Origin of the sequence: Erwinia sp. HDF1-3R (assembly GCF_039621855.1) — a bacterium.
GTDB lineage: Bacteria > Pseudomonadota > Gammaproteobacteria > Enterobacterales > Enterobacteriaceae > Erwinia.
Map to the genome: position 1 here is coordinate 3796704 of NZ_CP155071.1, position 23561 is coordinate 3820264.

Here is a 23561-nt window from a genome sequence, read left to right on the forward strand (position 1 = left end):
TTCGCGAACCACTGCCACTATTTGCCCTGTATGTTGCGAACATCTACGACGTCCATGCCTGCCGCTTTTGCGGCCTGAATGCCAAAATCAGCATCCTCAAAAACCACGCAGCGCGTGGGAACCACGTTCATCAGCTCGGCACAGCGAATAAAGGTATCCGGCTCAGGCTTGTGTCGCGTCACGTCGTCAGCACCCACGATGATATCAAAGTAGTGCCGCAGTCCAACGTGCTGAAGCAGAGCCTCCGCCATTGCATGCTCGCTTCCCGTTCCCACCGCCATCGGGCGACGCCCTTTATAGGCTTTCACCACATCAATCAGTGGCAGCGGACGCACGGTATCAAACAGCATCTCTTTTAATGCCGTCGTTTTTTCACCTGCCAGCAAATGCGGATCGACATCGCTATGATGGCTGGCAATAATCGCTTCGGCAATACGCCAGGAAGGTGCGCCATTGAGTCCTACCAGAGCCTGCTCGTCGAACGGTAAGCCGTGTCGGGCAAGAACCGACTGCCAGGCTTTTCGATGCGTCGCCTCGGTATCCAGAATGGTGCCATCCATATCGAATATCAGACCTTCATAACGATCATACATTGTCTGTAACACCCTTAATCTGCGAACGATTACTTTAGCGCAAAGCAGGGACTTTGTCGCTGATGGCATGGTTCAGCAAATGCCTTGAAATACTTAGGGATTCTTATTATCAGATAATGGCGTGAGAATAAGCTCAGAGGCAAACGGCTGGTAAAACAGCGGCATAGCATTAGCTAAAGGGTAATTGAGTCAAATTTGAGGGGGCTAACAGGGTGAACAATAGGGTATAACCGGGGCAGGATACAGATGTCACCTTAACCGCAGGGAGAGACCTGACTAAAGCTATTTTTGATAATGAAAAGGTCATGCGACGCTCGCGAATGCGGGCTATTTTGAACCGCTGTAGAACAGGGTCGATGACGTACAGACAAAGGTAAAATGGTGCATCCGGGAGGATTCGAACCTCCGACCGCTCGGTTCGTAGCCGAGTACTCTATCCAGCTGAGCTACGGATGCATCGGAAAAACAAGGGGGAGATAACGCGACAAACCTGAGGAGATACTGAAGAAGCTGATAACCCATTTCTACACTGTCTTGCGACGTTTTAGAATGGTGCATCCGGGAGGATTCGAACCTCCGACCGCTCGGTTCGTAGCCGAGTACTCTATCCAGCTGAGCTACGGATGCATTGCAAATTCTGGTATAACGCAGGGTGCTAACGACTCACCTTTAAAACAGGGTGCTGACAGCTCACCTTCAAACCCGGTGTAATACTCTCACCGTTGATACAGGCTGCTAACACCGTATCGCCCAACACATTTTCTGCCATCACCTTAATCAGTAATGGTGCATCCGGGAGGATTCGAACCTCCGACCGCTCGGTTCGTAGCCGAGTACTCTATCCAGCTGAGCTACGGATGCAAATGGCGGTGAGGCGGGGATTCGAACCCCGGATGCAGCTTTTGACCGCATACTCCCTTAGCAGGGGAGCGCCTTCAGCCTCTCGGCCACCTCACCATACGCACTCTTGCGAGTTGTGCTTCAGAACGTTGTTTCTGCTCATCGGCACTGCGTGGCGCACATATTACTTTGGCGGACTTATAAGTCAAACAATTTTTCCCCTTACGTGTTTAATTGCACATTTCGCAGGCGATTGGGGTGTTTTGACGACAAAAAGAGTGATTTATCAACAATGAAACTGAGGCGGGTCAACAACGAAAGTGACGCAGGCCAACAATCAAAAGCAGGCTGCGAAGGCGACTACAGAGGGGAATAAGAGATCAAAGAGGGTGAACGGGAGGGAAAAACAGCAAACCGGTAGCGCCTCGCTATAGGCAGCGAGGCGCTGGATCCGTTAGTAACTCGTTTGCTGAGTTTTTTCGGCCTGAATACGCTGATAGATTTCTTCGCGATGAACCGATACTTCTTTAGGGGCGTTCACACCGATGCGAACCTGGTTCCCTTTGACACCCAGCACCGTTACAGTCACCTCATCACCGATCATGAGGGTTTCACCAACTCGACGAGTTAGAATAAGCATTCTTTGCTCCTTGAAAGATTAAAAGAGTCGGGTCAAGTGTCGCCCGGCATTATCCATCGTATAACGCTAAATGTAGACTATGACAAATACATTACAACTGCACCACCACACCCATACATTATGCTGATACTTAGTTTAGCCGAAATAGGCACCGTCAACCTGACTTTATGTGTTTTGGCCCGCACCCAATCAGAAAAACGCTGAGGGAATCCCCCTACAGCGCCTTCTGAGATGCATTTTTATTAGACTTACAGTTTTGTTGCAATCCATGACTCGACGCCAGCCAGCGCGGCTGGTAGCGCCTGAGCATCCGTCCCGCCCGCCTGGGCCATGTCCGGACGCCCGCCGCCCTTTCCGCCGACCTGTTGGGCCAGTTCACCCACCAGTTCGCCCGCTTTAACGCGGTCAGTAAGATCTTTGGTCACCCCAGCGATTAGAGACACCTTACCATCAGCGACCGTTGCCAGCACGATGACGGCAGACTTCAGCTGGTTTTTCAGGTCATCGACCATCGTACGCAACATTTTCGGGTCAACGTTTTTCAACTCGCTGACCAGCAGCCGGGTGCCTTTTACTTCAATCGCCTGACTGCTCAGTGAAGCGCTTTCCTGTGCTGCCTGCTGATCCTTCAGCTGCTGAAGCTCTCTTTCCAGTCCACGCACGTTTTCGATCATGGCGCGAACTTTCTCATTCAGGTTACTGCTGTTCGCTTTAATCAGCTGTGCAATATCCTGTAGCTGCTCACTTTGCGCATACATCTGCGTCAGGGCGCGCTCACCCGTCACGGCTTCGATGCGGCGTACGCCCGCTGCCGTTCCGGATTCCGCAAGGATACGGAACAGACCAATGTCGCCCGTACGGCTGGCATGCGTACCACCACAGAGCTCAGTAGAGAAATCACCCATTGTCAGCACGCGCACGTGATCATCATATTTTTCGCCGAACAGCGCCATCGCACCGTGCGCCTTCGCGGCTTCCAGCTCCATGATGTTGGTTTCAACCGCCAGATTACGACGGATTTGCGCATTGACGATCTCTTCGACCTGACGGATCTCCTGCGGCTTCATGGCTTCGGTATGAGAGAAGTCGAAGCGCAGGTACTTATCGTTCACCAGCGAGCCTTTCTGCGCAACGTGGTGGCCTAATACCTGGCGCAGCGCGGCATGCAGCAAGTGCGTCGCAGAGTGGTTCAGACGGATGCGGGCGCGCCGCGCCGGGTTGACGTCTGCTTCCAGCCGTTCGCCGATGCGCAGATGGCCGGATTCAAGCCTGCCGATATGACCAATCGCCTGGCCGTACTTCTGCGTATCCGTCACGGTAAAGCGGGCCGCACTGCTCTTCAGTTCGCCCGTGTCGCCAACCTGACCGCCCGATTCGCCATAAAAAGGCGTCTCATCCAGGACAATCACCCCTTCCTGACCGGCTGAAATCTCGCTGGCGGGCTTGCCGTCCACGAAGATAGCGGTGATGGTCGCGTTCAGTTCAAGCTGGTCGTAGCCCTTGAAAGAAGAAGCTTCATCAATGCGGATCACATTGTTGTAATCGGTGCCGAAACCGCTGGCATCACGGGCGCGCTGGCGCTGCTGCTCCATCGCCTGCTCAAAGCCGGCTTCATCAATTTTCAGGTTACGCTCACGGCACACATCCGCCGTGAGGTCCACCGGGAAGCCAAAAGTGTCATACAGGCGGAAAACGGTCTCACCATCAAGCGTATCGCCAGTAAGCTTATCCAGCTCCTCATCCAGCAGCGCCAGACCACGCTCAAGGGTTTTCGCAAACTGCTCTTCTTCAGTACGCAGAATCTGCTCAACATGCGCCTGCTGCCCGGCCAGATCGTGAGCCGCCGGGCCCATCACCTCAATCAGCGGTGCCACCAGCTTCCAGAAGAAACTGCCCTGTGCGCCCAGCATATTGCCGTGACGGATGGCACGACGAATGATGCGGCGAAGAACGTAGCCACGGTTCTCGTTTGACGGGACGACGCCATCGGTTACCAGGAAGGCGCAGGAGCGAATATGGTCGGCAATCACGCGCAGTGATTTATTGCTAAGATCGGTAGCCCCGGTTACGTCAGCGACAGCCTTGATCAGCTTCTGGAACAGGTCGATCTCGTAGTTAGAGTTGACGTGCTGCAGTACGGCGGTAATACGTTCCAGCCCCATGCCGGTATCGACAGAGGGTTTCGGCAGCGGCAGCATGGTTCCGTCCGACTGACGGTTAAACTGCATAAAGACGATGTTCCAGATCTCAATATAGCGATCGCCATCCTCTTCCGGGCTGCCCGGAGGGCCACCCCAAATATGGTCGCCGTGATCAAAGAAAATTTCGGTGCAGGGGCCGCATGGGCCAGTATCGCCCATCTGCCAGAAGTTGTCCGACGCGTAGGCGCTGCCTTTGTTGTCGCCAATGCGGATAATTCGCTCACGCGGTACGCCCACATCGTTGGCCCAGATATCAAAAGCCTCGTCATCGGTTTCGTAAATGGTCACCCAGAGCTTTTCTTTTGGCAGATTGAACCACTCCGCGCCGGTCAACAACTCCCAGGCATAGCTAATAGCATCATGCTTGAAGTAGTCGCCGAAGCTGAAGTTGCCCAACATTTCGAAGAAGGTGTGGTGGCGCGCGGTATAACCGACGTTTTCCAGATCGTTATGCTTGCCGCCAGCGCGAACGCAGCGCTGCGAGGTGGTGGCGCGCGAATAGCTGCGTTTGTCCCCACCGAGGAAAACATCTTTGAACTGGTTCATACCGGCATTGGTAAACAGTAATGTCGGGTCATTGTTCGGGACGAGGGAGCTACTGGCTACAACCTGGTGTCCCTTGCCATGAAAGAAATCGAGAAACGCCTGGCGAATCTCTGCAGTGCTCTTGCTCATAATTGTCCTGAAATCACGCTAACAAACGTTTCGTGGATTTTACTCTGCCGACAGGAAAGTCCTGATACCGACAATGCACGATCATAAAGTGGTGAATAAGATAAAATTTCTGCGCTGGGAAGTAAAATCCCATTGACGGTCATTGGTCATAATTTGAGAAAATCGCGCGAATATCGTCAGAAAGGAAGCCTTTTGTCATCAGATAGCGCTGGACCTTCGCTTTTTCCTTCCATTCCGTTGGCAGCGGCAGGCCAAACTTGCGCTCGGCTGCGGCATAGGCCTGGCCTGTCCAGTCAATATCCGCCTCTGCCAGCGCCTGGTCCGTCAGTGATTTTTCAACGCCCTTCTGCCCCAGTTCCATGCGGATACGTTGCGGGCCGTAGCCTTTACGACTGCGGCTGGCAACAAAGCGTTCGGCGAAGTGAGCATCGTCCAGGTAGCGGTTTTCAAAACACCAGGCGACCACCTTATCTGTCATCTCCGGCGAGAGGGTTTCGGGCTCCTGTGACTTTGTTTTAGCGAACAGGGCGGCACGCTCCGCTGAAAGCGTGAGCTTACGGCGAAACTCGGCCTCGCTGTGGTCACGCATTGCCAGAATGCGCATCGCCCGATCTAACAGGCGTGAAAACTGGGTACGTTCGCTGGCGTCAGACATCATTCTCCATAAAAAAGTCAGTTTTAGAGTGGGTTCAGGTAAAGGGTAGCGAGGAACGGTCAAAGAGACAAAGGCGTAAAAGAATATTTGCGAATGCGGAAAAGCGAGGTGCAGGCTGGCGCGACGGATATAAAAAAAGAGCGGCTTTAATACCGCTCTTTTTTTTTGCTTGCTAACCCAACACCTGAGTGAAAACAGTCACGCGTTTCACTCAGGCAGGCTATCAGGCCATTTAATTGGCTTCGCTGGCTTCGTCAGTTTCAGCTTCGCTCGGGACGAAATCCGGCTTGCTATCTGGATTATTCAGCAGCATTGCGCGCAGCTTAGCGTCGATCTCGTTAGCTGTCGCCGGGTTCTCTTTCAGGAAGTTGCCCGCATTGGCTTTACCCTGACCGATTTTATCACCGTTGTAGCTATACCAGGCGCCGGCTTTTTCGATCAGCTTATGCTTCACGCCCAGATCCACCAGTTCACCGAAGATATTAATACCTTCGCCATACATAATCTGGAATTCGGCCTGCTTAAAGGGGGCGGCGATTTTGTTCTTCACCACTTTCACCCGCGTTTCACTGCCCACTACCTCATCGCCTTCCTTGATGGCACCGATACGGCGGATATCCAGGCGAACAGAAGCGTAGAACTTCAGTGCGTTACCGCCGGTAGTCGTTTCCGGGTTACCGAACATAACACCGATTTTCATACGGATCTGGTTGATAAAGATCAGCAGCGTACTGGAGTTTTTCAGGTTACCCGCCAGCTTACGCATTGCCTGGCTCATCATACGTGCCGCAAGGCCCATATGAGAGTCACCAATTTCACCTTCGATCTCCGCTTTCGGCGTCAGCGCCGCCACGGAGTCAACGATGATCACATCTACCGCACCTGAGCGCGCCAGGGCGTCACAGATTTCCAGCGCCTGCTCACCGGTATCGGGCTGAGAGCACAGCAGATTATCAATGTCTACGCCCAGCTTCTTCGCATAGACGGGATCCAGAGCATGCTCGGCGTCGATAAATGCGCAGGTTTTACCTTTACGCTGGGCCGAGGCAATCACCTGTAGGGTCAGCGTCGTTTTACCTGAGGATTCCGGGCCATAGATTTCTACGATACGGCCCATCGGCAGACCACCTGCACCCAGGGCGATGTCCAGCGACAGGGAGCCGGTGGAGATGGTTTCCACATCCATAGTGCGGTCTTCACCCAGGCGCATGATCGAGCCTTTACCAAATTGCTTTTCAATCTGGCCCAGCGCTGCTGCCAGTGCTTTTTGCTTGTTTTCATCAATAGCCATTTCAACTCCTAATCACGCGGGGTAAAGCACACTTATGTGGCTTTGCATCATCTTCAATATGGAATCAATTATACTGTATAGTCATACAGTATCAAGTTTATTTTTCCAGAAACTGTTCACGTAGCCGGAGCAGCGCCCAGGCCGTGGCCTGACGGCGAACGGCCTCGCGGTCACCGGAAAAAACCTGCCGTTTCGCCTCGGTCTTTTTGCCCGCCGCCGCGAAACCGAACCATACGGTACCGACGGGTTTTTCCCCAGTGCCACCGTCCGGCCCGGCAATGCCGCTGACGGAAATAGCGTACTGAGCATGGGCTTTATCACGCGCTCCCTCGGCCATCTCCCGTACAACCTCTTCACTCACGGCACCAAAGCGCGACAGTGAGGCTGCCGTCACCCCCACCAGCTCCTGCTTGGCGTCATTACTGTAGGTGACGAACCCCCGCTCAAACCACTGTGAACTGCCGGCAATATCGGTGAGGACCTTTGCTATCCAGCCGCCCGTGCAGGACTCAGCCGTGGTGAGCGTCGCCCGCTGGCTAAGCAGCCGCTGACCAATGTCCGCGCTCAACTGGTGTAATTCATTATCGTTCATTTTTACTCCCTGTGCGTTCACCCGTGAAGAGAGACACATTATCACTTTTTACCGCCCCGGCGCGCAGCCCATTCCCGGGTTGCGAGACGCTTTCCATTGCTGGCGCCGTGGCATGCTCAACAATCAGTAAAGCATCCCCCTACCCTTTCTGCGCCACCATAAACAGGCGTGGGAAAGGCATCAGGATATTTCCCCCTTCGCGTATCCCGTAGGCCCCTTCCAGCTCACGGTGATACTGCGTGAGAAAGACGCGACGATCGTCTTCCGTCAGAGGCGCGAGGAAGGGCCGCAGGCCGGTGGCCTGAAGCCAGTCGATTATCGCCGCGTGCGAAGGCATGATGTGATAATAGGTCGTATGCCAGATATCCACATGACATCCGGCGGCGCTAAGCAGATCGTAACAGGCGTCGACAGGCAGTATTCGCTTGCGTCGGGCGGCTTCATCGCCAATTTTTCCCCGCCAGTCGGGCGACTCCGCCACTTTGCGCATCAGGCTGTGTGTCGGCTGGTCGAGATTATCCGGCATCTGTACCGCCAGCACGCCGCGCTCTGCCAGCTGTGAAATCAGATGCGGCAGCAGCCGTTGATGGTCGCTCAGCCACTGTAAGGATGCATTCGCATAGATCACATCCTGAAGCGGACTGGCCCGCCAGTGCTGAATATCGGCCTGAATAAACTGACACTCCGGCAGTCGCTGACGGGCCTGCTCGAGCATGGCCTGCGAACTGTCCAGCCCGGTGATATTGGCAGTGGGCCAGGCACGATAAAGCAGTTCGGTACTGTTGCCGGGACCACAGCCAAGATCGGTCACCTGCTGCACGTTATTGTGGACGATGCGGGCAAGCAACTCCTTCGCCGGGCGGGTACGTTCAGCTTCAAATTGACGATAGAGATCGGGATTCCAGTCGTTCATATCAACCTCATCAACGGTATTTCGATCTGATAACTTTAGAATGCCTGCGGACAACGGCAAAGTATTCATCTGCCCTGGGCTGGCGTTTTGGGAGAAATCTCTGCCCAGCGTCCCGTCGGCACACAAGTGGATCTGTTTTACCTGACGCCGCTTGTTTCCTGCCGATCATTTGGACATTATCGAGTACTTGTAACAATTAGCCGTCGGTAAAAGAGCGGCTGTTTTCTGATTATTTCCGTCCGCAAGCGGCGGGCAATGGGTATTAAACACAGGGGTAGTAATGAACGCGTCCGCAGCAGAGGATATTGACCAGCAAATTGCCGCCGTGGTCAAAGAGTTAGAGCCACATCTGGTGACCCTCCGCCGGGACATCCACGCTCATCCTGAGCTGGGTTTTGATACCCATCGCACCGCCGGGGTGGTCATTAAGGAGCTGGAAAGGCTGGGCTATAAGCCCGTGCGCGGTATCGGTAAAACGGGCGTGGTGCTCGATATCAGGGGTGAAAAAGCCGGTCCCAACCTGCTGTTGCGCGCCGATATGGACGCGCTGCCGATAGAAGAGAAAACCGGCCTGCCCTTCGCCAGCGTCTGGCCTGGAAAAATGCATGCCTGCGGCCACGATTTGCATACCACCACCCTGCTGGGCGTCGCCGCAGCGGTAAAAGCGCTGCAACCTGAGCTGAAAGGTTCCCTGCGGCTGATCTTCCAGCCTGCCGAAGAGACGACCGAAAGCGGTGCAGCGGCGATGATTGCCGATGGCGCGGCGGAAGGTCAGGATCTGGCCATTACCTTTCATAACCGACCCGAACTGGCGGCGGGAAATATCCTGCTCACGCGCGGAGCCAGTACCGCCTCCTGCGACGAATTTGACGTGCGCGTTATCGGGGTATCGGGCCATGCGGCACGACCGCACGCCACCGTTGATCCGATTGTGGCGACGGCATGGCTGATCACCCAGCTACAGACCATTATTTCCCGCGAGATGGATCCCGCCCACTCCGCCGTGCTGACCGTTGGTCATATTGAGGGCGGCGCCATCCATAATATTATCCCGGATGCCTGCCTGTTCAGAGGAACCGTACGGGCGCGCTCTGCCGCCTCGCGCGATCGCATTGAAGCGTCGTTCCGTCGTATCTGCGAAGGTGCCGCGATCTCCTTCAACGTGCAGGTGGAGATTGATTATCAGCGCGGCGTCCCGCCGTTGATTAACGACGATCGCCTGGTCGATCGGGCGATAGAGAGTCTTACCCGTCAGTTCAGCAGAAAACCTGAGGTGCAGCAGGGCAGCAGCTTTGGTGCCGAGGATTTCTCTTATTTCTCTGAGCTTATCCCTGCCTGCCAGATCCATTTTGGATCGGCGCAACCCGGTCGCCATGACCATCTGCACAATTCCGATTACCAGCCGGACGAAAGCTGCATTAGCTTAGGGGCAATCGCTCTGACCCGCCTGGCGCTTGATATTCTTTCTTAATTATTATTTTTAACCGGGGTAGTCAATGAATCCGACACGTAAACGTTTCCTGAGCGGTGCTATCGCCGCACTTGGCCTGCTGATCCTGCCGCCGTTACAGGCGAAAGATCCTTCCTCAATAACCTTCGCCACCGAAGGCGGCTTCCCGCCCTATAACCAGACCACCCCCAGCGGTGAGATCGTCGGCTTTGAGCCGGATATGATCAAAGAGATCGCTAAGCGCGCGGGCTTCGACTACAAAATTGTGCCGCAGAACTGGAGTGGCATGATTGCCGGCCTGCTGGACAAGAAGTACGACGCGATTTTTGATGCCATCTCCATCACCCCGAAGCGTCAGGAAACCATCAACTTTACCCATCCCTACATCAACGGTGGTTCCGGGTTTGTCACCACCAAAGATGGCAGCGTCACCAGCCTGCCGGGCAGCGGCGTTAAAGTGTCCCTCAGTGATGCCGCCGCTACGCAGCCCGCTATCGACAGCCTCGCCAAAGTGCTGAAAGGCAAGACCGTCGGCGTTCAGGTTGCCACTATCCAGGCCGACTTTCTGAAGAAATACTTTGGCGATATCGCCACCATCCGTACCTATCCTAACGGCAAGGATACCTTCTTCGACCTGGATGCGGGTCGCGTAGATATGGTGATGGCCGCGGTGCCAAACCTTACCGCCTATGTGAAACGCAGCGGCGGTAACGGGCTCTTAACCGGCTATACCTTCCAGAACGGCATATTGGGTGAAGGATCCGCAATTGGCCTGCGCAAAGAGGATACCGCGCTCCAGGCGAAGATGAACGCAGCCATTGATTCAATGGTAAAAGACGGCACGATGAAGGCGCTGATTATCAAGTGGTTTGGTATCGACCTGGCGCCAAAAGCCTGATCGGATGGGTTGGTATCGAGCTGGCACCACAATCCTGACCGGAGTTTCTGATGGGTATTGACTGGCAGCTTCTGGGTTTTGGCCCTGAAGGTTGGGGACCTGTGCTGCTGAAAGCCGCAGGCGTGACGGTGTCCGTTTCGCTCTGCGCCTTTCTGCTCGGCTCGGTGATTGGCAGCCTGGTCGCCTGGGCCAAAATTGCCGGCAACCGCTGGCTCCAGCGTCTGGCCGGGGGCTATACCGTGGTGCTACGCGGTATACCTGATTTGATCGTTATCTATATCTTCTACTTTGGCGGCCGTCAGGCGCTGGCATTTTTCGGCCAGGCGCTGGGCATGCAGGGCCCTTTCGATATCAGCGGCTTTATCGCCGGCGCGCTGGCTATTGGGCTGATTTCCGGGGCCGGGCAGGCAGAGGTTTTCCGCGGCGCGTATTACACCATCCCGAAAGGGACGCTGGAAGCGGCGACGGTGGTCGGTATGGGTAAAGGATTAATGTTCCGCAGGATTATTGTCCCGCAGGCGTTAAGCAGCGCCATTCCGGGGTTAGGGAACCAGTGGCAGTCGGCTATCAAGGAATCAGCACTGGTTTCGGTCACCGGCCTGGTAGAAACCATGAATCAGGTGCAGGTTGCCTCAGGTTCAACCCAGATGCCCTTCTTCTTCTTAGCCGTTGGTGCCGTTATCTATCTGCTGATCACCACCGTTTCTGAGGCGGTCATTCGCCAGGCGGAAAAATGGTCACAGCGCGGTCAGAACTCTCACCCGCTTTAAGGCGCGCTATGGATTTTACTTTTATACAAGAGACCTTTGTAAAGCTGTTAGCCGGCCTGCCGCTCACGCTCAACCTGGCGGTGCTGTCGCTTTTGGGCGGCGGCGTGCTGGCGCTGCTTCTTAATCTGCTGCGAACCAGCCGTACAGGCAGCTACGTGGCCAAAAGCTACATCTTCCTGTTTCGCGGCACGCCGCTGCTGATCCAGATTTTTATGATCTATTACGGCCTGGGCAATATCAGCGCGATCCGCCACAGCGTCCTCTGGCCTTTTCTGCGCGATCCCTGGTGGTGTGGCCTGCTGGCGCTGATCCTCAACGATGCGGCCTACACCGCTGAGATCCTGCGCGGCGGCATTCGTGCCGTCCCGTCGGGCGCAATTGAGGCCGCTCGCGTTTGCGGCATGTCCTCCTTTACTATCCTCAGACGCATCACTCTGCCGATCGCCGTGCGTCAGGCCCTGCCCGCCTACAGCAACGAGGTCATCTCTATGGCGAAATCAACCTCGCTGGTCAGTACCATCAGCCTGATGGACGTGACCGGCATCGCCAATGCGGAAGTCTCTTCGACCTACCGCGCACTGGAGGTTTTTATCAGCGCGGCGGTGATTTACCTGGCAATATCGTTAATCGTCACCAAAGCGATGACGCTTTTTGAGAAATTTCTTTCACCCGATAAGTTCGGAGTACGAGCATGACGCGCCCCACCCTGACGCTGCGTAATATAAAGAAGAGTTTTGGCCAGCATGAGGTGCTGCATGATGTCAGCCTGACCGCCAATGATGGCGATGTCATTTCACTGATCGGTGCCAGCGGATCGGGTAAAAGCACCCTGTTGCGCTGCATTCCCTTTCTTGAGGTTCCCCAGGGCGGGGAGATCCAGCTGGCAGACGAAAAAATCACCCTGACGGGAACGGGGGGTACGCTGACGCGCGCCCAGCAGGCAGCGGTGAAAAGGATTCGCCAGCAGCTGGGCTTTGTCTTTCAGAGTTTCAATCTCTGGCCGCACCGTACCGTGTTGCAGAACATTATCGAAGCGCCGTTGCATGTGCAAAAGCGCAGTCGCCGGGAGTGTATTGAAGAAGCGGAAGCGCTGCTGGAAAAAGTTGGCCTGTATGCCAAAAAGGATGCCTGGCCCGCCCATCTTTCCGGCGGTCAGCAGCAGCGTATCGCCATTGCCCGTGCGCTGGCCCAGCACCCTAAGGCCATCCTGTTTGATGAGCCCACCTCGGCGCTGGACCCTGAAAGGGTGGGAGACGTGCTGAAGGTGATTCGTAGCCTGGCCGATGAGGGACGCACCATGATTATCGTCACCCATGAGATGGGCTTTGCCAGAGAGGTGTCAAATAAGGCGATCTTTCTTCATCAGGGCGTCATCGAAGAGGAAGGACCGCCGGAACAGGTTTTCAGCGATCCGCTGTCGGATCGCTGTCGCGCCTTTGTCAGCAGCCATTTTCAGCGCAATTATTAACCGTTAGCGGGCATCGCGCACCGCCAGCCCCAGCTGCCACACCGCCATGGCGTAGTGGTTGCTGTGGTTATAACGGGTAATGGCATAAAAGTTTGGCAGCCCATACCAGTACTGATAGCTGCTACCCATATCAAACCGCAGCAGGCTGACCTGCTGATTGCCGTCCAGTTTGATCTGCGGCTGGAAGCCGCCAGCGGCAAGCGATGCCACCGAGTAGCGGGTTTTAAAGCCGGTTTCCCAGGTGGTGGAGGGACCTGTTGCCGGCACGGCTACCGTGCCGTTTTTCTGCCAGCCGTGCTCGCTAAAATAGTGCGCCACGCTGCCAATCGCATCGACCGGATCCCACAGGTTTATATGCCCGTCGCCATTAAAATCTACCGCGTAGCTTTTGAAGGATGAGGGCATAAACTGACCGTAGCCCATTGCACCCGCGTAGGAGCCACGAAGATCCAGCGGATCGTCATTCTCTTCCCTCGCCATCAGCAGAAAGGTTTCCAGCTCGGCGCTGAAAAAGTCTGCACGGCGGGGATAGTTAAAGGCCAGCGTGGAGAGCGCATCAATAATTCGGGTTTTACCCATTACGCGGCCCCAGCGCGTTTCCACGCCGATAATGCCAACGATGATCTCCGGCGGCACGCCATACACCTTATACGCACGCTGTAGCGCATCCTGATACTGATTCCAGAAGGCCACGCCGTTTTGCACATTTGACGGTGTTATAAATTTGGCGCGATAGCGGATCCATGCGCCATTCGGACCGGTCGGTCCCTGAGAGATCGGGGCCTGACGATCCATCAGCCGCACCACCCAGTCGAGGTTTTTCGCCTGCGCCAGCACGTCATGCAGCTGCTGACGCTGAAAGCCATGCTCACGCACCATTTTATCCACAAAGCGTTCGGCGGCGGGGTTATTGGCAAAATCGCCCCTCAGAGGATGATAGTCGTGGCTGGCGTCCAGCCGGAATCCCCCGCCGAAGGGATTGCCCTGCGGCTCGACGGCCTGTGGCTGTTTATGGCTACTACAGGCGGAGAGTAAAACCAGTGCAGGCAGCAGTGAAAGCAGATAACGCATGAAATATCCCTGTCCAGAGTCGATGCGAAAAAGAGTTGTGAACAGGTTAGTTCATTGGCCCTAATGATGAAATGGGACGCGAAAATAATAGTGAGGTTATTTATCCCCCGCTGTTGCACGTTAACCCTGTTTCCAGGGCGAGTGCTGATGCTACGTGATAACCCACATTTCCCTGGCAGTAGAATAGCAGGCTGCCCTGGGGGCAGCCTGGGTGTGAAGATAATGCGGACGCCGCGTCTTAACGATGACAGCTTCCGGCATTACACGACGTGGCCATGACGTTTAGCGACGATTACGTACCAGCTGGTAGCGACGGGTGAGATATTCCACCGGCGCGCTCCAGATGTGCACCAGACGGCAGAAGGGAAACAGCAGGAACAGCGTCATTCCCAGCACCATATGCAGCCGGAAAATCGGTGCCACGCCCTGTAAATGCTGCGACGCGCCGCCGTGAAAGCTCACCACCGCCTGCGCCCATGCCGCCAGCTTCATCATTTCGCTACCGTCCATATGCTGGGCGGAGAAGGGAATAGTCAGCAGCCCCAGAGCCGCCTGCACCACCAGCAGCGTCAGGATCAAAATATCACCAACGCTGCTGGTAGCCCGTATGCGGGGATTAAACAGTCGGCGTTTAAGCAGCAGCGCGCCGCCTGCCAGCGTCAGCAAACCGCAGACGCCGCCGGCCACCATCGCCAGCTTTTGCTTAGCGTCTACCGGCAAAAATGCCTGGTATACCCAGTGCGGCGTAAGCAGGCCAACAAAATGCCCCAGCAGGATGCCGATAATCCCAATATGGAACAGGTTTGAGGCCAGGCGCATGCCCTTTTTATCCAGCATCTGGCTGGAGCCTGCCCGCCAGCTGTACTGCCCGTAGTCGTAGCGCAGCCAGCTGCCCAGCAGAAATACCGTTCCTGCCAGCCAGGGATAAATATCAAAGAAGAAATGCGTTAAGAATTGCACGATGGGCCTCCCGTTGATCGCGCCGTGGCCTGCGCCACCTCCAGATACTTTGGTACCACCGCCCCAGCGAAGCGCTGCTGATGCCTGGCCTGCTGGGCCGATGCGCAGCCCCGTTCCCCGAGGAATTTCACCTGCTCCTCCTCCCAGACGGCGTCCAGCGCGGCGGGGGTATCGTCGCGGGCCTCTTTTATCACCTCCGGCAGCAGCGAACGGGCATCAAGATCGCTCTCGGATAGCATCAGCAGGGCCTCAAACAGCCGCGCATAGCCGCTTTCGCGCTGTTGCAGTCGCGCCGCCAGCAGCGCCAGAATCGGTGCGATGTCCTGTAGCCCACTTCGCGCCCGAAGCGCATCACCATGACTCAGATACTCCAGGTAAAGCGGCAGGAAGTCCGGCAGCTCTTTAGCATCAGGCTCCAGCCCGTCCTCACGGTACTGCGCCAGCAGATCGACCATCGCCTGTCCGCGGTCACGCGATTCTCCGTGGACGTGCTCAAACAGCAGCAGAGACGTCGCGCGGCCGCGGTCAAACAGCGCGCAGTAGTCAGCCTGCACATCCAGCAGCGGGCGCGCGCAGAGGTCGTGGATAAACGCCACCAGCCCGGCAGCATCGGGAAGCGTCAGGTCGCAAGCCGTATCGAGTGCCTTAGCCAGGCTATGCTGGTGGTCAAATAGCGACTGGTCGGGATAATCCAGCAGGCGTGAGATGATGCGTAGCAGTATCACAGGCTATCCTCCCCGGGGGTGTGTCTGGCGGCATAGGTGGCATTCTCACTTACCGCGTTAACAGAAGTGGCGCGGGTGGCATCCCCCTGCGGCATGCTCCTGCGAGTCACGTCGATGGCGTCAATGCGGCGGGTGTTAAACAGGTTGAATTTCCCTTCGCTGCCGTGGCAGCCGTCGCCAAAGCTGAAGCCGCAGCCTTTACTTTCTGCGAACGCATCGCGCGCCAGTTCCCGGTGGCTGGAGGGCACCACAAAGCGATCTTCATAATTTGCAATCGCCAGGTAGCGATACATCTCCTCCGCCTGCGCCCGGGTGAGTCCCACCTGCTCCAGCGCGCGGGTATCCAGCGTGCCCTCTACCGTTTCTGCACGTTTATAGTGGCGCATTGCCAGCAGCCGCTTCAGCGCCAGCAGCACCGGCGCGGTATCGCCCGCCGTGAGCAGATTAGCCAGATACTGCACGGGAATACGCAGGCTTTCGACATCCGGCAGCACGCCCGTGTGCGCCAGCTCCCCGGCATCCGCTGCCGACTGAATTGGCGACAGCGGCGGTACGTACCACACCATCGGCAGCGTGCGGTATTCAGGATGCAGCGGCAGCGCCAGCTTCCACTCCATCGCCATTTTATACACCGGCGAACGCTGGGCGGCGTCAATCACGCTCTGCGGAATACCCTCTTCTAACGCGGCGGCGATGACCTCGGGATCGTTGGGATCGAGGAAGATATCCAGCTGGCGCTGATAGAGATCCTTGTCGTTCTCCACCGACGCCGCCTCCTCTATCCGATCGGCGTCATACAGCAGGACGCCGAGATAGCGAATACGCCCCACGCAGGTTTCGGAGCAGACCGTCGGCTGTCCCGCTTCAATACGGGGATAGCAGAAAATACACTTTTCCGACTTGCCGCTCTTCCAGTTGAAATAGATCTTTTTATAAGGGCAGCCGGTCAGGCACATACGCCAGCCGCGGCATTTGTCCTGATCGATAAGCACGATGCCATCCTCTGCGCGCTTGTAAATCGCCCCGCTCGGGCAGGTTGCCACGCAGGCGGGATTGAGGCAGTGCTCGCACAGGCGCGGCAGATACATCATAAAGGTGTGCTCAAACTGGCCGTAAATCGCTTTCTCCATGTTGTCGAAGTTTTTATCGGCCGAGCGTTTGGAAAACTCACCCCCGAGGATCTCCTCCCAGTTCGGCCCGTTTTCAATTTTTTTCATTCGCTGCCCGGTGATCAGCGAACGCGGGCGCGCAATCGGCTGGTGTTTGCCCGCCGGGGCGTTATGCAGCGTCTGGTAGTCGTAGTCAAAGGGTTCGTAATAATCATCCAGTCCGGGCAGATCGGGGTTAGCAAAGATTTTTGCCAGCACCCCGACACGGCTGCCCATACGCGGCTCAAGCCTGCCGCCGATCTTGCGGATCCAGCCACCCTTCCACTTCTGCTGATCTTCCCAGGCGTGGGGATAACCCAGGCCCGGCTTGCTCTCAACGTTGTTGAACCAGGCGTATTCCATCCCTTCCCGGCTGGTCCAGACGTTTTTGCAGGTGACCGAGCAGGTGTGACAGCCGATACATTTGTCCAGATTCAGCACCATGCCGACCTGTGAGCGAATTTTCATGCTTTTTTCTCCTGCTGGCTGCCCTGACATTGATCGTTGCCCTCACCGTCCAGCCAGTTCACGTTGTTCATTTTTCTGACCACCACAAACTCATCGCGGTTGGATCCCACGGTGCCGTAATAGTTGAACCCGTAGGACTGCTGGGCGTAACCGCCGATCATATGGGTCGGTTTCGGACAGGCGCGGGTCACCGAATTGTGGATGCCGCCGCGCTGGTGGGTTATCTCGGATCCGGGAATATTTACGATGCGTTCCTGCGCGTGGTACATCATGGTCATTCCGGCCGGTATACGCTGACTGACCACGGCCCGGGCGGTCAGCGCGCCGTTCGCGTTAAAGGCTTCGATCCAGTCGTTGTCGACAATACCCAATGCCTGCGCATCCTCTTCGCTGATCCAGACAATCGGCCCGCCGCGCGACAGGGTCAGCATCAGCAGGTTATCGCTGTAGGTAGAGTGGATCCCCCACTTCTGATGCGGCGTCAGGAAGTTAAGCGCCCGCTCAGGATTGCCGTTTGGCTTCTTATTCAGCAGCGGCGCGGCCGCTCGGGTATCAATGGGCGGGCGATAGACCAGCAGGCTTTCGCCGAAGGCGCGCATCCACTCGTGATCCTGATACAGCTGCTGGCGACCGCTCAGGGTGCGCCAGGGGATCAGCTCGTGCACGTTGGTATAACAGGCGCTGTAGGAGACGTGCTCATCCTCCAGTCCTGACCAGGTCGGACTGGAGATAATCTTGCGCGGCTGAGCCTGAAGATCGCGAAAGCGGATCTTCTCATCCTCTTTATTGAGCGCCAGATGCGTATGATCGCGTCCGGTGATGTTGCTGAGCGCCTGCCAGGCTTTCACCGCCACCTGGCCGTTAGTTTCCGGCGCCAGAGAGAGGATCACTTCAGCGGCATCAATCGCAGTGTCGATATTCGGCCTGCCCGCCGCCGGGCCATCGGCTTTGACGTGGTTGAGCTGTTTAAGGAAGTCGACCTCCGTCTGCGTATTCCAGCTGATGCCCTTTCCACCGTTACCCAGCTTGTCCAGCAGCGGACCGAGCGCGGTAAAGCGTGCGTACGTCGCCGGATAGTCGCGCTCGACCGCAATAATATGCGGGGCGGTCTTTCCGGGGATCAGATCACATTCGCCCTTTTTCCACTCTTTAACGCCCAGCGGCTGCGCCAGCTCCGCCGCTGAATCGTGCTGGACCGGCAGCGTAACAATATCGGTCTCCTGCCCCAGGTGGCCGACGCAGATTTCCGAGAACGCCTTAGCGATACCTTTATAGATCTCCCAGTCGCTTTTCGATTCCCACGCCGGGTCAACGGCCGCCGAAAGTGGATGAATAAACGGATGCATATCCGAGGTGTTCATATCGTCTTTTTCATACCAGGTGGCGGTGGGCAATACGATATCGGAGTAGAGGCAGGTGCTGGACATGCGGAAATCCAGCGTCACCACCAGATCCAGCTTGCCTTCACCGCCGGTATCCTGCCACTCGACCTCTTCCGGCTTCACCCCACCCTGCTTACCCAGATCCTTACCCTGAATGCCATGTTCGGTGCCCAGCAGGTATTTCAGCATGTATTCATGCCCCTTGCCGGATGAGCCAAGCAGGTTGGAACGCCAGACAAACAGGTTGCGCGGGAAGTTCTGCGGATTATCCGGCTGCTCGGCGGCGAAGCGCAGGCTGCCCTGCTTCAGGCTCTCAACGGTGTAGTCCACCGCCGTCTGTCCTGCCGCCTTTGCTCTGGCGGCAATATGCAGCGGGTTAACGTTAAGCTGCGGTGCGGATGGTAGCCAGCCCATGCGCTCTGAACGGACGTTGAAGTCAATCAGGCTACCGCTGTAGCGGGATTTATCCGCCAGCGGCGACAGGAGTTCGTCGGGAGAAAGCGTCTCATAGCGCCACTGGCTGGCGTGGTTATAAAAGAACGAGGTGCTGTTCATATGGCGCGGTGGGCGCTGCCAGTCCAGCGCAAAGGCCAGCGGCGTCCAGCCGGTTTGCGGCCGCAGCTTTTCCTGACCGACATAGTGCGCCCAGCCGCCGCCGCTCTGGCCCACGCAGCCGCAGAAAATCAGCATATTGATCAGCCCACGGTAGTTCATGTCCATGTGATACCAGTGGTTCATTCCGGCCCCGACGATTACCATTGAGCGGCCACGGGTTTTTTCGGCATTGTCGGCAAATTCGCGAGCGATGCGAATAATATTCTGCCGCGACACGCCGGTCACCTGCTCGGCCCAGGCCGGGGTGTAGGCCTTAAGGTCATCGTAGTCGCGGGCGCAGTTATCATCGTCCAGACCGCGATCCAGACCGTAGTTCGCCAGGGTCAGATCGTAAACGCTGGCTACCCGCGCGTCACTGCCGTCCGCCAGCCGTATACGCCTGACCGGCAGCCTGTGCAGCTGGATGGTTTCCAGCGCCACGCTGTTGAAGTTTTCGCTGACGATGCCGCCGAAATAGGGGAAACCGACCTCCACCACCTCATCATGGCTGCCCAGCAGGCTGAGCTGGAGTTCCACCTCCTGCTGGCAGGTCCCTTCTCGCGGCTCCAGGTTCCATTTACCCTTTTCACCCCAGCGGAAACCAATCGAACCCTGAGGCACCACCAGCTCACCATCCTGCTGATTGATAGCAATGGTTTTCCACTCGGGATTATTCTGCTGGCCCAGACCATCCACCAGGTCGCTGGCGCGCAGCTGGCGCCCCGCCGCATAGTGCCCACCCTCGCGCGGCTCCAGCAGAACCAGCATCGGCATATCGGTATAGCGGCGGACGTAGTCGCGGAAATAGCTTACCTCACGGTCAAGGTGGAACTCTTTCAGCATGACATGGCCCATCGCCAGCGCCATCGCGCTGTCCGTGCCCTGCTTCGGATTGAGCCACTGATCGCACAGCTTGGCGACTTCGGCATAGTCCGGCGTCACCGCCACCGTTTTCGTGCCTTTGTAGCGCACTTCCGTGAAAAAGTGCGCATCGGGCGTACGGGTTTGCGGCACGTTAGAGCCCCAGGCAATGATATAGGATGCGTTGTACCAGTCGGCCGACTCCGGCACATCGGTCTGTTCGCCCCAGGTCATCGGCGAGGCGGGCGGCAGGTCGCAATACCAGTCGTAGAAGCTTAAGCAGACGCCGCCAATCAGCGAGAGGTAGCGCGAACCGGCCGCATAGGAAACCATCGACATCGCCGGGATGGGTGAAAAACCCATAATGCGATCCGGCCCGAAAGTTTTTGCCGTATAGACGTTTGACGCCGCGATCAGCTCATTCACCTCCTGCCAGCCTGAACGCACAAAGCCGCCGCGCCCGCGCGCGGCTTTATAGCTTCGGGCTTTCTCAGGGTCGCTGACAATGCTGCCCCAGGCCAGTACCGGATCGCTGTGCCGGGCTTTTGCTTCACGCCATAGCGCAATCAGCGCTTTGCGCATCAGCGGATACTTCAGGCGATTGGCGCTGTAAAGATACCAGGAGTAGCTGGCGCCGCGCGGGCAGCCGCGCGGCTCATGGTTAGGTAAGTCTGGCCGGGTGCGCGGGTAGTCAGTCTGCTGCGTTTCCCAGGTCACCAGACCATTTTTGACAAAAATTTTCCAGCTGCACGATCCGGTGCAGTTGACCCCGTGAGTGGAGCGAACCACCTTGTCATGCTGCCAGCGGCTGCGGTAACCCGCTTCCCAGTCGCGATTGGCATCGAGTGTCTGGCCATGGTTACCAGAAAACGGTTCCGCCCGTCTAAAGTAGCGGAATCTGTCCAGAAATTTGCTCATCCGGTATTCTCCTGAAGGCCTGGTGTTATCACAGGCTTCACAAAACGACATTGCGTAAACAGCGCATACGCGCGGTAAGGTGACTCAGTCAGTCTGCTTTTTTACGGCCATACACCCACCAGGTGATCGCCACGCAGATCAGATAAAACGCCAGAAAAAGCTGCATGGCCCCGGCGGGCGTGCCGGTCATGCTTAGCGAGAGGCCAAAGGTCTGGGGAATAAAAAAACCGCCCAGCGCGCCAATCGCCGAAATAAAACCGAGCGCTGCGGAGGTCTCCGTCACCGCCTCCCGCTGGGCTTTTTCGTCGCTGCCGCCGTCGCTTTTGATCCTCTCGTACGTCTGCCGACGAAAGATCGCCGCAATCATCTGGAACGTGGATCCGCTGCCCAGCCCGGCATTGATAAACAACACCATAAAGACGCCGTAGAAAGCGATGAAGGAGCCTTGTCCTTCCCCCGGCAGCGTCAGGAACAGCAGTGCGGTAAACAGGGCCATAACCATAAAGTTAAGTAGCGTGACGCGCACGCCGCCAAAGCGGTCGGAGAGCATGCCGCCCACTGAACGCGCCAGCGCGCCGAGGAAGGGACCGAAGAAGGCGTAGCGCAGGATCACCACCTCGGGAAACTGCGTTTGAGACAGCATCGCAAAGCCCGCGGAAAAGCCGATAAAAGAGCCGAAAGTGGCGAGATAAAGCACCGCCATAATCCACAGATGCGGCCGCCGCAGCACCGTTAACTGCTCGCGCAGCGAGGATTTTGCCGCGGCAAGATCGTTCATGCCAAACCAGGCGGCCAGCGTGGCTACGGCCAGCAACGGCACCCAAATCCACGCGGCGTTTTCCAGCCAAAGCGATTCACCGTCAACCTGTACGCCATCGCTCATCAGGCCAAAGATCGCGACGGATATCGCCAGCGGCGCAAAGAACTGCATCACGCTGACGCCAAGGTTGCCCAGTCCACCGTTAATACCCAGGGCGCTCCCCTGTTTTGCCTTAGGGAAGAAAAAGCTAATATTCCCCATGCTGGATGCAAAGTTCGCCCCGGCAAAACCGCACAGCAGCGCAATCAGCACGAAAGTTGCAAACGAGGTGCGGGGATCCTGTACGGCAAAGCCCAGCCACAGGCAGGGAACCAACAAAATCGCGGTGCTGAAAGCGGTCCATCGCCGTCCGCCGACCAGCGGGATGACAAATGAGTACGGCACGCGAAGCAGCGCGCCGGAGACGGCGGGCAGCGCGGTCAGTAAAAAAAGCTGTTCAGTAGAAAAGTGAAATCCGACCTTGTTCAGGTTGACCGCCACGGCGCTGAACAGCATCCAGACGCAGAATGAGAGCATCAGGCAGAAGACGGAGATCCACAGATTACGGCGGGCGATATGCCTGCCGTACTGCTGCCAGAAGGCAGGATCCTCCGGCTGCCACTGCTGCAGCACCGCACCACGCGGCGGCGGAATAAGGGAGTGTTCTTGTGACATCAGTTTCTCGCTGGCAGATAAAATTGACCCACATCCTGCTGATCCCCCCCTCTTATCAGGTTGATGTAAATCAACGGCCCGGCAGGTAAATTTTTCTCATCAGGGTCTGCTAACCTCTTAAGGGGTATTGTTGATGTCGACATAACCACAGAATATTAATGGGAATAATCTCTTTTTTTTCGTAATGCCTCCCGACACCTCCCCACGATGGAAATTAATGCTTACCTCTTTGGTGGTATAGGGATAACAATAGCGATGGGTAAAATAGCGTCGACGACCGATTTTAGTGGCCGGAACGCCCGGCCACGCGCTTATGGGATATATGCTGTGAAAGAAAAAGCCGCCACTCTGCTACTGATTGACGATCATCCCATGCTACGCAATGGCGTAAAGCAGCTGATTGGGCTGGACGATCGCCTGCTGGTAGTCGCTGAAGCCAGTAACGGGGAACAGGGCGTGGCCCTGGCCGGGCTACACGACCCCGATCTGATCCTGCTCGATCTGAATATGCCCGGCATGAACGGGCTGAGTACGCTGGTGCAGCTGCGCACGCTGGAACTTACCGGCCGGATTGTGGTGTTTACCGTGTCCGATCACGAAGATGACGTGGTCAACGCTATCCGCGGCGGTGCCGATGGCTACCTGCTGAAGGATATGGAGCCAGAGGAGCTGCTAAAGTCGCTGCATCAGGCCGCTGCCGGGCAGATGGTATTAAGTGACGCGCTCACCAACGTGCTGGTGACCAGTCTGCGGGAAAACCGCCCGGAGGCGCGCGATATCAGCCAGCTTACCCGCCGCGAACGCGACATTCTGCGGCTGATTGCCCAGGGAATGACCAACAAGGCGATCGCCCGACGGCTCTGCATAACGGAAAGCACGGTGAAAGTTCACGTTAAACATCTGCTGAAAAAAATGCGCTTAAAATCGCGTGTGGAAGCCGCCGTCTGGGCTTTGCAAAGTGGGCATCAATAAGC

At 56.7% G+C, this 23561-nt stretch carries 19 protein-coding genes and 4 tRNA genes; 6 read left to right on the top strand and 17 right to left on the bottom strand.

Features of this window, described 5'->3' with window-relative positions:
- Positions 1 to 17: 17 nt before the first annotated feature.
- The 11 genes from yqaB to tam form a co-directional block, all read right to left on the bottom strand.
- Positions 18 to 593 carry a fructose-1-phosphate/6-phosphogluconate phosphatase gene (gene yqaB / locus AAGR22_RS17270; protein WP_067707834.1) on the bottom strand — a complete coding sequence of 192 codons (576 nt, stop codon included), beginning with the start codon at positions 591 to 593 and terminating at the stop codon, positions 18 to 20.
- Between the two features lie 379 nt (positions 594 to 972).
- Positions 973 to 1049: transfer RNA gene (locus tag AAGR22_RS17275), tRNA-Arg, on the bottom strand.
- 94 nt (positions 1050 to 1143) lie between these two features.
- Positions 1144 to 1220 (bottom strand) — tRNA-Arg (locus AAGR22_RS17280).
- Positions 1221 to 1377: 157 nt separating this feature from the next.
- Positions 1378 to 1454, bottom strand: a tRNA-Arg gene (locus AAGR22_RS17285).
- Positions 1455 to 1457: 3 nt separating this feature from the next.
- Positions 1458 to 1550 (bottom strand) — tRNA-Ser (locus AAGR22_RS17290).
- A gap of 337 nt (positions 1551 to 1887) precedes the next feature.
- Entirely contained in the window at positions 1888 to 2073 is a 186-nt protein-coding gene (csrA, locus tag AAGR22_RS17295; protein WP_004155916.1) for a carbon storage regulator CsrA, read from the bottom strand.
- A gap of 248 nt (positions 2074 to 2321) precedes the next feature.
- Positions 2322 to 4949 (bottom strand): alanine--tRNA ligase, encoded by a 2628-nt coding sequence (gene alaS, locus AAGR22_RS17300; RefSeq protein WP_345828718.1) that lies wholly within the window; start codon positions 4947 to 4949, stop codon positions 2322 to 2324.
- A gap of 139 nt (positions 4950 to 5088) precedes the next feature.
- Complete coding sequence (locus AAGR22_RS17305; RefSeq protein WP_067707828.1) at positions 5089 to 5604, bottom strand: regulatory protein RecX; 516 nt, start codon at positions 5602 to 5604, stop codon at positions 5089 to 5091.
- 232 nt (positions 5605 to 5836) lie between these two features.
- Entirely contained in the window at positions 5837 to 6895 is a 1059-nt protein-coding gene (recA, locus tag AAGR22_RS17310) for a recombinase RecA (protein ID WP_345828719.1), read from the bottom strand.
- Positions 6896 to 6992: 97 nt separating this feature from the next.
- The gene (gene pncC, locus AAGR22_RS17315; RefSeq protein ID WP_067707822.1) at positions 6993 to 7487 is read right to left on the bottom strand and encodes a nicotinamide-nucleotide amidase; all 495 of its coding nucleotides are present in this window, start codon (positions 7485 to 7487) and stop codon (positions 6993 to 6995) included.
- Between the two features lie 139 nt (positions 7488 to 7626).
- Positions 7627 to 8400, bottom strand: a complete 774-nt coding sequence (tam, locus tag AAGR22_RS17320) for a trans-aconitate 2-methyltransferase (RefSeq protein WP_345828720.1) — start codon at positions 8398 to 8400, stop codon at positions 7627 to 7629.
- 280 nt (positions 8401 to 8680) lie between these two features.
- Between tam and AAGR22_RS17325 the strand changes: the two genes are divergently transcribed.
- Genes AAGR22_RS17325 through AAGR22_RS17345 form a run of 5 tightly spaced genes read left to right on the top strand, consistent with a single transcriptional unit; the run spans position 8681 to position 12986 of the window.
- Positions 8681 to 9871: a M20 family metallopeptidase gene (locus AAGR22_RS17325; protein ID WP_345828721.1), complete on the top strand. Its 1191-nt coding sequence runs from the start codon at positions 8681 to 8683 to the stop codon at positions 9869 to 9871.
- 25 nt (positions 9872 to 9896) lie between these two features.
- The gene (locus tag AAGR22_RS17330; RefSeq protein WP_067707812.1) at positions 9897 to 10748 is read left to right on the top strand and encodes a transporter substrate-binding domain-containing protein; all 852 of its coding nucleotides are present in this window, start codon (positions 9897 to 9899) and stop codon (positions 10746 to 10748) included.
- A gap of 50 nt (positions 10749 to 10798) precedes the next feature.
- A complete protein-coding gene (locus AAGR22_RS17335) occupies positions 10799 to 11518 on the top strand; it encodes an ABC transporter permease subunit (RefSeq protein ID WP_067707809.1) in 720 nt (239 codons plus the stop codon).
- Positions 11519 to 11526: 8 nt separating this feature from the next.
- A complete protein-coding gene (locus tag AAGR22_RS17340) occupies positions 11527 to 12213 on the top strand; it encodes an ABC transporter permease subunit (protein ID WP_345828722.1) in 687 nt (228 codons plus the stop codon).
- Positions 12210 to 12986, top strand: coding sequence for an ATP-binding cassette domain-containing protein (locus AAGR22_RS17345; protein WP_345828723.1), 777 nt, complete (start codon positions 12210 to 12212; stop codon positions 12984 to 12986). Before AAGR22_RS17340 ends, AAGR22_RS17345 begins: the two co-directional genes overlap by 4 nt.
- Before the next feature lie 3 nt (positions 12987 to 12989).
- On the opposite strand, the gene mltB is transcribed toward AAGR22_RS17345, so the two are convergent.
- The 6 genes from mltB to AAGR22_RS17375 all read right to left on the bottom strand — a co-directional run bounded on the left by mltB (position 12990) and on the right by AAGR22_RS17375 (position 22587).
- Positions 12990 to 14057 carry a lytic murein transglycosylase B gene (gene mltB / locus AAGR22_RS17350; protein WP_067707801.1) on the bottom strand — a complete coding sequence of 356 codons (1068 nt, stop codon included), beginning with the start codon at positions 14055 to 14057 and terminating at the stop codon, positions 12990 to 12992.
- Positions 14058 to 14339: 282 nt separating this feature from the next.
- Complete coding sequence (gene narI, locus AAGR22_RS17355; RefSeq protein WP_067707797.1) at positions 14340 to 15017, bottom strand: respiratory nitrate reductase subunit gamma; 678 nt, start codon at positions 15015 to 15017, stop codon at positions 14340 to 14342.
- Positions 15005 to 15742 carry a nitrate reductase molybdenum cofactor assembly chaperone gene (gene narJ / locus AAGR22_RS17360; protein ID WP_345828724.1) on the bottom strand — a complete coding sequence of 246 codons (738 nt, stop codon included), beginning with the start codon at positions 15740 to 15742 and terminating at the stop codon, positions 15005 to 15007. Before narJ ends, narI begins: the two co-directional genes overlap by 13 nt.
- Positions 15739 to 17358 (bottom strand): nitrate reductase subunit beta, encoded by a 1620-nt coding sequence (gene narH, locus AAGR22_RS17365; protein WP_345828725.1) that lies wholly within the window; start codon positions 17356 to 17358, stop codon positions 15739 to 15741. The genes narJ and narH overlap by 4 nt, the downstream gene beginning before the upstream one ends.
- On the bottom strand, positions 17355 to 21113 hold the full coding sequence (locus AAGR22_RS17370) for a nitrate reductase subunit alpha (RefSeq protein ID WP_345828726.1): 3759 nt from the start codon (positions 21111 to 21113) through the stop codon (positions 17355 to 17357). Before AAGR22_RS17370 ends, narH begins: the two co-directional genes overlap by 4 nt.
- A gap of 88 nt (positions 21114 to 21201) precedes the next feature.
- Positions 21202 to 22587, bottom strand: a complete 1386-nt coding sequence (locus AAGR22_RS17375; RefSeq protein ID WP_345828728.1) for a NarK family nitrate/nitrite MFS transporter — start codon at positions 22585 to 22587, stop codon at positions 21202 to 21204.
- A 372-nt stretch (positions 22588 to 22959) separates the two neighbouring features.
- On the opposite strand from AAGR22_RS17375, the gene narL reads away from it, so the two are divergent.
- Positions 22960 to 23559 carry a two-component system response regulator NarL gene (gene narL, locus AAGR22_RS17380; RefSeq protein ID WP_067707909.1) on the top strand — a complete coding sequence of 200 codons (600 nt, stop codon included), beginning with the start codon at positions 22960 to 22962 and terminating at the stop codon, positions 23557 to 23559.
- The last annotated feature ends 2 nt before the right edge of the window (positions 23560 to 23561 follow it).

Bases quoted from the DNA above. Each gene is read 5' to 3' on its own strand.
- yqaB (WP_067707834.1), bottom strand. From the start codon at position 593: ATGTATGATCGTTATGAAGGTCTGATATTCGATATGGATGGCACCATT.
- csrA (WP_004155916.1), bottom strand. From the start codon at position 2,073: ATGCTTATTCTAACTCGTCGAGTTGGTGAAACCCTCATGATCGGTGAT.
- alaS (WP_345828718.1), bottom strand. From the start codon at position 4,949: ATGAGCAAGAGCACTGCAGAGATTCGCCAGGCGTTTCTCGATTTCTTT.
- AAGR22_RS17305 (WP_067707828.1), bottom strand. From the start codon at position 5,604: ATGTCTGACGCCAGCGAACGTACCCAGTTTTCACGCCTGTTAGATCGG.
- recA (WP_345828719.1), bottom strand. From the start codon at position 6,895: ATGGCTATTGATGAAAACAAGCAAAAAGCACTGGCAGCAGCGCTGGGC.
- pncC (WP_067707822.1), bottom strand. From the start codon at position 7,487: ATGAACGATAATGAATTACACCAGTTGAGCGCGGACATTGGTCAGCGG.
- tam (WP_345828720.1), bottom strand. From the start codon at position 8,400: ATGAACGACTGGAATCCCGATCTCTATCGTCAATTTGAAGCTGAACGT.
- AAGR22_RS17325 (WP_345828721.1), top strand. From the start codon at position 8,681: ATGAACGCGTCCGCAGCAGAGGATATTGACCAGCAAATTGCCGCCGTG.
- AAGR22_RS17330 (WP_067707812.1), top strand. From the start codon at position 9,897: ATGAATCCGACACGTAAACGTTTCCTGAGCGGTGCTATCGCCGCACTT.
- AAGR22_RS17335 (WP_067707809.1), top strand. From the start codon at position 10,799: ATGGGTATTGACTGGCAGCTTCTGGGTTTTGGCCCTGAAGGTTGGGGA.
- AAGR22_RS17340 (WP_345828722.1), top strand. From the start codon at position 11,527: ATGGATTTTACTTTTATACAAGAGACCTTTGTAAAGCTGTTAGCCGGC.
- AAGR22_RS17345 (WP_345828723.1), top strand. From the start codon at position 12,210: ATGACGCGCCCCACCCTGACGCTGCGTAATATAAAGAAGAGTTTTGGC.
- mltB (WP_067707801.1), bottom strand. From the start codon at position 14,057: ATGCGTTATCTGCTTTCACTGCTGCCTGCACTGGTTTTACTCTCCGCC.
- narH (WP_345828725.1), bottom strand. From the start codon at position 17,358: ATGAAAATTCGCTCACAGGTCGGCATGGTGCTGAATCTGGACAAATGT.
- AAGR22_RS17370 (WP_345828726.1), bottom strand. From the start codon at position 21,113: ATGAGCAAATTTCTGGACAGATTCCGCTACTTTAGACGGGCGGAACCG.
- AAGR22_RS17375 (WP_345828728.1), bottom strand. From the start codon at position 22,587: ATGTCACAAGAACACTCCCTTATTCCGCCGCCGCGTGGTGCGGTGCTG.
- narL (WP_067707909.1), top strand. From the start codon at position 22,960: ATGCTACGCAATGGCGTAAAGCAGCTGATTGGGCTGGACGATCGCCTG.